General features: G+C 48.8%; 1 pseudogene. It reads left to right on the top strand.

From position 1 onward, the window contains the following. A pseudogene (locus FHQ23_RS11460) lies at positions 1-539 on the top strand (divalent metal cation transporter); the annotation flags it as partial.

Genomic DNA, 539 nt, shown 5'->3' with positions numbered 1-539 from the left:
GCAGCAACGCCATGGAATTTAGGTGCGCTAGCATTTATTGTCGCCTTGATGGGTTGGATGCCGGCGCCGATTGAAATTTCGGCGATCAATTCAATGTGGGTGGTGGCAAAACGCCGCCTGGCTAAAGTCTCTTACCGTGACGGTTTGTTTGATTTCAATGTCGGTTATATCGGCACTGCAATATTGGCGCTGGTCTTTTTGGCATTGGGTGCGTTGGTGCAATACGGTTCCGGTGTGGAAGTCGAGAAAGTGGGCGGACGGTACATTGCACAATTGATCAATATGTATGCGGTGACGATTGGTGAGTGGTCGCGGCTGTTAATCGCTTTTATCGCTTTTGCCTGTATGTTCGGCACCACGATTACCGTGATTGACGGCTACAGCCGCAGCAATGTGGAAGCCATACGCTTATTGCTGAATAAGCAGGAAGCTCGTCAAGGTTACTTGAATTTGTCGATGTTTTTCACCACGGTAGCAGGCTTGGCAGTGTTGTTTTTCTTTAACAATGCGTTGGCACCGATGCTGCAATTTGCGATGAT

It is taken from the genome of Testudinibacter crocodili (genome assembly GCF_006228025.1).
Lineage (GTDB): Bacteria > Pseudomonadota > Gammaproteobacteria > Enterobacterales > Pasteurellaceae > Chelonobacter.
Note: the sequence above shows the minus strand (reverse complement) of the source record. Positions and strands in the feature narration are given on the sequence as shown.